At 77.5% G+C, this 6436-nt stretch carries 5 protein-coding genes; 1 reads left to right on the top strand and 4 read right to left on the bottom strand.

Annotation, left to right across the window (positions count from 1 at the left end; genetic code table 11):
• The coding region (locus WCS02_RS15985) for an SDR family oxidoreductase (RefSeq protein ID WP_340295030.1) at window positions 1-1195 on the top strand (1195 nt) is incomplete at its 5' end.
• Here the strand turns inward: WCS02_RS15985 and WCS02_RS15980 are convergent.
• The 4 genes from WCS02_RS15980 to WCS02_RS15965 form a co-directional block, all read right to left on the bottom strand.
• Window positions 1165-3144: an amylosucrase gene (locus WCS02_RS15980; RefSeq protein WP_340295028.1), complete on the bottom strand. Its 1980-nt coding sequence runs from the start codon at window positions 3142-3144 to the stop codon at window positions 1165-1167. The two genes, WCS02_RS15985 and WCS02_RS15980, sit on opposite strands and share 31 nt — an antisense overlap.
• Before the next feature lie 66 nt (window positions 3145-3210).
• Window positions 3211-3765, bottom strand: coding sequence for a DUF6912 family protein (locus WCS02_RS15975; protein ID WP_340295026.1), 555 nt, complete (start codon window positions 3763-3765; stop codon window positions 3211-3213).
• Window positions 3762-4817 (bottom strand): patatin-like phospholipase family protein, encoded by a 1056-nt coding sequence (locus WCS02_RS15970; protein WP_340295024.1) that lies wholly within the window; start codon window positions 4815-4817, stop codon window positions 3762-3764. The genes WCS02_RS15975 and WCS02_RS15970 overlap by 4 nt, the downstream gene beginning before the upstream one ends.
• On the bottom strand, window positions 4814-6253 hold the full coding sequence (locus WCS02_RS15965) for a WS/DGAT/MGAT family O-acyltransferase (RefSeq protein ID WP_340295022.1): 1440 nt from the start codon (window positions 6251-6253) through the stop codon (window positions 4814-4816). The genes WCS02_RS15970 and WCS02_RS15965 overlap by 4 nt, the downstream gene beginning before the upstream one ends.
• Between the last annotated feature and the right edge of the window lie 183 nt (window positions 6254-6436).

The raw sequence follows: 6436 nt of genomic DNA, 5'->3' as shown, positions 1-6436 counted from the left end.
CGTCGGCCGGGTCGTCTGCCTGGCCCGGCTGCGGCCCACCTCGGCCGCGCCGGCCGCCGGGGCGGGCGACGTCGCCGACGTGGCCGACGTCCTGCTCGCCTCCGGGGTCCCGACGGCGGTGCTGCGCGCCGGCGTCGTCATCGGGTCCGGGTCCGCGTCGTTCGAGATGCTCCGCTACCTCACCGAGCGGCTGCCGGTCATGGTCACCCCGCGCTGGCTCACCCAGCAGGTGCAGCCGGTCGCCGTCCGCGACGTGCTCCGCTACCTCGTCGGCGCCGCGGCCCTGCCCGCCCACGTCAGCCGCTCCTTCGACATCGGCGGCCCGGACGTGCTCAGCTACCGCGAGATGATGCAGCGCTACGCGGCCGTGGCGGGGCTCCCCCGGCGGGTCATCCTGCCGCTGGCCGTGCGGGCGCCCCGGCTCAGCGCGCACTGGGTCGGCCTGGTCACGCCCGTGCCGCACGGCATCGCCCGCCCGCTCGTCGAGGGCCTCGTCGTGGACGCGGTGTGCGCCGAGCAGGACCTCCAGCGCTGGGTGCCCGACCCTCCCGGCGGGCGGCTCGGCTTCGACCAGGCCGTGACCCTCGCGCTGCAGCGGGTCCGCGAGGCCACCGTCGCGACGCGCTGGTCCTCGGCGGGGACCCCCGGCTCCCCCAGCGACCCGCTGCCCAGCGACCCCGACTGGGCCGGCGGCTCGCTGTACGCCGACGAGCGGGCCACCCCGGTGCGCGCGTCCCCCGAGCACCTGTGGGCCGTCATCCAGGGCATCGGCGGCGAGAACGGCTGGTACTCGTGGCCGCTGGCGTGGTCCGTGCGCGGCTGGCTCGACCGGTTCTCCGGCGGGCCCGGGCTCACCCGGGGACGCCGCGACCCGGCCCGGGTCCACGTCGGCGACGCCCTGGACTGGTGGCGCGTCGAGGAGGTCGAGCCGATGCGGCTGCTCCGCCTGCGCGCGGAGATGAAGGCCCCCGGGCTGGCGTGGCTGGAGCTGCTCGTCGAGCAGGACCCGGTCGGGCGCACCCTGTTCCGGCAGCGCGCCCTGTTCCACCCGCGCGGCCTGGCCGGGCACGCGTACTGGTGGGCGGTGGCCCCGTTCCACGCCTTCGTGTTCGGCGGGATGCAGGCCAACGTCGCCGTCGCCGCCGAGCGGCTCGAGCGGGAGTCTCAGGCAGCGACGAGCCAGCGCACCCCGTAGGGCTCCAGGACGACGCTGCCGGCGTCGTCCGTCCGCACCGGCACGCCGCCCAGGCGGTCGACGGCGTGGTGCAGGCCGTGCAGCCCGAGCAGCCACCCGGTGACCTCCACCGGGTGCTCGGTGACGTTGTACAGCCCGAGCATCGGCCCCTCGGGGTGGCGGCGGAGCAGGGCCAGCACCCCCGGGTCCGGCGGGTCGAGCACCTCGGTCGGGTACGCGGCGTGGAGCTGGACGGTGCCGCGGCGGGCGGCGGCCAGCCGGACCAGGCCCTGGAACACCCGCCCGGCGACGGTCGAGGGGTCGTGGCGGGCGGCCGCGTCCTGGCCGAGGGCGTCCGTGCGCCACGGCAGGCGGGGGCGGTGCGCCCACCGGTTGTCGCCCTCGTGGCCGGGCTCGTCGGCCCAGCCCAGGTCGTCGCGCAGGGCCAGCTCGTCGCCCGACCACAGCACCGGCAGGCCCCCGAACCCCATGACCACGGCGTGGGCGAGCAGGACCCGGTCGACCACCCGCTGCAGGGCCGCGTCCCGCTCCGGCCCGGCGGGCAGCACCAGCGCGGCGTCGAGGCCGGCGAGCGTCGCCGCGGTGCCGGACACGCGGCGGTCCCCGGTGTCCTCGTTGTGCTGGAACACCAGGCCCCGCGCCGACGAGCCCGGGAACGACCCGGTGTACCAGTCGGACAGGAACGCCCGGTGGGCGCCGCCGTCCAGGCCGACCGCCGCGGCGTCACCGTCGTCGACCGCCCAGCCGATGTCGTCGTGGCAGCGCAGGTACGTGATCCACGACGTCGTCGGCGGCACCGGGTCGAACTGCCGCAGCGCGTGGACGGCGAGGCGGACGTCGCGGCTGGCGAGCATCGACCACACCTGCACCATGAGGCTGTTGTGGTAGGCCAGGTCGCTCACCTTGCCGTGGTGCCGGCCCGTGCCCAGGTAGGGCACGAGGTCGCGCGGGCCGACGATGGCCTCCGCCTTGAGCAGGACGCCGGGGGCCACGACCCGCAGCGCCGCGCGCAGCGCGCGGGTGATGGCGTGCACCTCGGGCTCGTTCTGGCAGGCCGTGCCCAGCCGCTTCCACAGGAACGCGATCGCGTCCAGGCGCAGCACGTCGACCCCGAGGTTGGCCAGGTGGCACACCACCTCCAGGTAGGCGACGAAGACGTCCGGGTTGGACCAGTCGACGTCCCACTGCCAGGAGTTGAAGGTCGTCCACACCCAGGCGTCGAGCTCGTCGTCGAAGGTGAAGCTGCCGGGCGCGAAGTCGGGGAACACCTCGGGCAGGGTCTGCTCGTACGCGTCGGGCCAGGTGCGGTCGGGGAAGGTGCGGAAGAAGGCGCGGTACCGCTGCTCCCCCGCCCGGGCGCGGACGGCCCACTCGTGCTCCCGGGCGACGTGGTTGAGCACGAGGTCGACGCACAGGCTGGTCCCGCGGGCGTGCAGGGCGTCGGCCAGGGCGGCCAGGTCGTCGTTCGTCCCCAGGTCCGGCCGCACCGAGCGGTAGTCCATGACCGCGTAGCCGCCGTCGCTGTCGCCGGGGCGCGGGGTGAGCAGGGGCAGCAGGTGCAGGTAGGTCACGCCGAGCTCGCCGAGGTAGCCGAGCACCTCTTCGCCGGCGACGGTGCGCAGGTCGCCGGCGAACCGCTCGGTGTAGGCGGCGTAGCCGAGCATCTCCGGGCCCTGGAACCAGTCCGGGCGCAGCAGCCGGCGCTGGTCGAGCAGGCGGAGGGCCGGCCGGCGGGCGGCGTGCGCCCCGCGCAGGACCGTGACGACCCGCTCGAGCAGCGGCCCCGCCTGCTCGCCGTAGACCTCGTCGAGCCCGGCGGCGCAGTCGGGCAGCCAGCGCTCGAGCCGCAGCCCGAAGAGCTCGTCGTGGAGGTCGGGGGCCTCGGGGGCGTGCTCGGCGGCCTGCGCGGGCGGGCTCGTGGGGCGGTCACGACCGGGCTGCGCGGGCACCTGTCGAGCGTAGTGCCGGGCCCGTCGCCGGACCCGTGGCCGACATGCGGCCGGTCGCCCGTCGGGTCAGTCGAGCTCGCTGGGGGCGAACCACCCCAGGGCGGTGTTCTCCAGCATCCGCACGCCGCGCTCCTGGTCCTCGTCGACGGCCGCGACCGCCCGGGCCAGCCGGTCCGGCACGGTGCCGTCGTCGGCGAGCACCGTGTCCACGGCGGCGAACGGCAGCGGCGCGGTGAGGACCACCGTCGCCGGGTGGGCGTCGCCGCCCAGCGGGCGGGCGGGGGCCTCGGCGGCCAGCACGACGCGGCGAGGGCCGGGCGGGGCGACACCGGTGCCCGTGGAACCGGCGTCACCAGGGCTCCCCTGCTCCCCAGTGTGGTCCTCGGCGCCTCCCCCGCTCCCGGCGGCCGCGTCCTCGGCGAGCAGCAGCAGGGACGCCTCGGCGGCGGTCGCGACCGCGACCTCGGCGAGGTCGTCGTCGGCGTCCTCCGAGCCCGGGGCGGGCATGCCCAGCGCCTCGGCGAGCGCCGGCGTGGCCGCGTACGCCTCGGTGCCCTCGGGCAGGCCGTGCTCGCGCAGGGCCGCGACGCGGGCGGGGGTGGTGGGGACGTAGACCCTCATCGGTGCGCTCCTGCGGTGCCGTGGTCGGTCGTGGACCGGGTGTCCCCGGCGAGGATGGTCTCGGGGTCCAGCAGCGCCTCGCGGCTCGTGCGCAGCGAGGTCCGCAGCACGTCCGTCCGGCGCTCCGGCGCCATGACGTTGGTGCCCATGGCCGCCAGGTCCTCCGGGCCGGGGCCGAGCACGGTGACCGCCGTCCCCGCCGCGTGCAGGGCGGCGACCTCGCGCAGGCAGCGGGAGGTGACGGCGGCCCGCCACTGCCGGTCGACGATCTGGGCGAAGGTGCGGGGCCGGTCGGGGGCGAAGGAGACCATGGGCGCCACGACGAGCACCTCGTCGAGCCCGTCGCCGACGAGGACGTCGACGTTGGTGCTCGACCACGCCCCGCCGTCGACGTACCGGTGGGAGGCGATGCTGACCGGCGCGTACCAGCCGGGGATCGCGCACGAGGCCATGACCGCCTCGGCGAGGCTGGCCTCGGCGCTCGTCCGGGTGCGGACCCGGTCGGCCCCGGGCTCGTCGGTCGGGCCGGCGAAGACCGTCCGGCGGCCGGTGTCGTAGTCCAGCGCCACGACCCGCACCCCGCTGCGGGCCACCCAGCCGTCCCCCGCGCCGAGCCCGGCGACGGTCTCCCCGATGCGCGCGAGCGACCCCCGGCCCTCGGGCACGAACGCCGACAGCAGCGCGGTCGGCGGGAGCTGCCGCAGCCGGTGCACGTTGCCCGCGACCAGCCGCGGGGAGCCCGGCCGCCGTCCGGGCGGCGGGGGCGTCGCGCCGCCGGAGTCCACCTCGTAGTCCCACGCGAGCCCGGCCATCGGCCCCTCGGTCACGGGTCGGCCCTCCTGGTGCGCGCGCCAGTCGGCGACGCTCGCACCGCTGCCGAGGATGGCGGCGGCGAACGCCCCCGCGGAGGTGCCGACGAGCACGTCCGCGTCGCGGCAGTCCCGTCCCGACACCTCCTCGTACGCCGACAGCGCTCCCGCCATCCAGGCCCCGCCGAGGACGCCGCCGCCCCCGAGCACCAGGCCCCAGCGGTGGCCCGCGGGCGTGCTCACCGGTCCGCCTGCCCGAGCTCGGCGAGCGCCTCCGCCAGGTACACCGGCAGGTCCGCGACGTCCGGCAGGGCGTCCCGGTCGGCGGTGAAGCCCACGAACACGCGGCCGTCGTAGGAGGTCACCCCGACGGCGAGCGCGTGCCCCTGCGACAGCGGGATGACCGGGTAGGTCTCGGCGAGCCGCGCCCCCGCGCAGTACACCGGCTGCTGCGGGCCGGGGACGTTGGTGACGAGCAGGTTGAACCAGCGCCGCGACAGCCCGCCGGCCACCCGGACGCCGAGGCTGTGCAGCGTGGGCGGCGCGAAGCCCGCGAGCTCGGCGAGGTCGCGCGCCGACACCGCCCGCCCGCCCTCGCGGTGCGGGCTCATCTGGTACGCCACCTGGAACAGCCGCATGACGGGGTTCGGCTCCCCCACCGGCAGGTCGACGAGCTGGCCGTCGACGGAGGTCCGGAAGGACGTGCCCGGGCGGGCGGGCCCTCCGACGTCCACGGCGCCGTCGTCGGGGTCGTCGGCGCGCACGCTGACCGGCACCAGCGCCCGCACCCGCGTGGTCGCGCTCACCCCGACGCCGCGCGCCTGCAGCCAGGTGCGCAGGGCCCCGGCGAGGACGGCGAGCACGACGTCGTTGACGCTCGGCCGGACGGCCGGGGCCCGGTCGGTGCTGGCGCCGCCGTGGCGACGGGCCACCGCCTGGAAGTCCGCGAGCGTGTGCGACGCGACGGCGAAGAGCCGCTGCCGCGACAGCTCGACGTCCAGCGGGCTGTCCGGCGCGCGGCGCGCCACGGCCAGGCGACCGAGCGAGCCGGCCACGCGCCCGGCGGCCTGCTGCACGTCGCCCACCCGGCGGCGGACGGTGTGCACGGCCTCGGCCGGACGCTGGGCCGCCTCGAGCACCGCGCCGCTGACCAGGTCGAGCGCGGTCGGGTCGGGGCTGGGCCGCCACGCGTCCGGGGGCGCGTCGCTGACGTCGGGGCTGGTGTCGAGCACCACCTGTGCCAGGTCGAGCCCGTCGATGCCGTCGACCAGCGCCTGGTGGGCCTTGGTGATGACGGCGAAGCGGTCGTCCTCGAGCCCCTCGACGACGTAGAGCTCCCACAGCGGCCGGCTGCGGTCGAGCTCGCGCGGGTGGATGCGGGCCACCAGCTCGCGCAGCTGGTCGGTGCTGCCCGGGCGGGGCAGGGCCAGGCGCCGGACGTGGAACCCCAGCTCGAAGCGGGGGTCGTCGGCCCAGACCGGGTTGGCCAGCCGGCCCGGCACCTCGCGGACCCGCTTGCGGTAGCGGGGGACGAAGGCGATGCGCCCGGCCAGGTGCCGCTGCAGGCGCGGGTAGTCGACCGGCCCCTCGAAGACCATGACGGTCCCGACGTGCTGCGGGACCCCCTGCTCCTCCGCGTACAGGAAGGAGGCGTCCAGAGCGCTCAGCCGGTCGGACATCGGTCCTGATGCTACCCACGCCGCCCCCGCGGCTACCCGCCGGCGGCTGCGCGGCTACCCGCCGGCGGCTGCCGCGGCGGACGGGCCCGGACGGCCGGGCCGGGCGCCCCACCCCCGGCGGCGGGCGGCCCCGCGGCCCGCCGCACCACCGGCCGCGGGGGCCCCCGCCCGCAGGAGGCGCAC

Origin of the sequence: Aquipuribacter hungaricus, assembly GCF_037860755.1 — a bacterium.
GTDB lineage: Bacteria > Actinomycetota > Actinomycetes > Actinomycetales > JBBAYJ01 > Aquipuribacter > Aquipuribacter hungaricus.
Note: the sequence above shows the minus strand (reverse complement) of the source record. Positions and strands in the feature narration are given on the sequence as shown.

Excerpts from the sequence above, each read along its gene's own strand:
- WCS02_RS15975 (WP_340295026.1), bottom strand. The coding sequence starts at position 3,765 with ATGAGGGTCTACGTCCCCACCACCCCCGCCCGCGTCGCGGCCCTGCGC.
- WCS02_RS15965 (WP_340295022.1), bottom strand. The coding sequence starts at position 6,253 with ATGTCCGACCGGCTGAGCGCTCTGGACGCCTCCTTCCTGTACGCGGAG.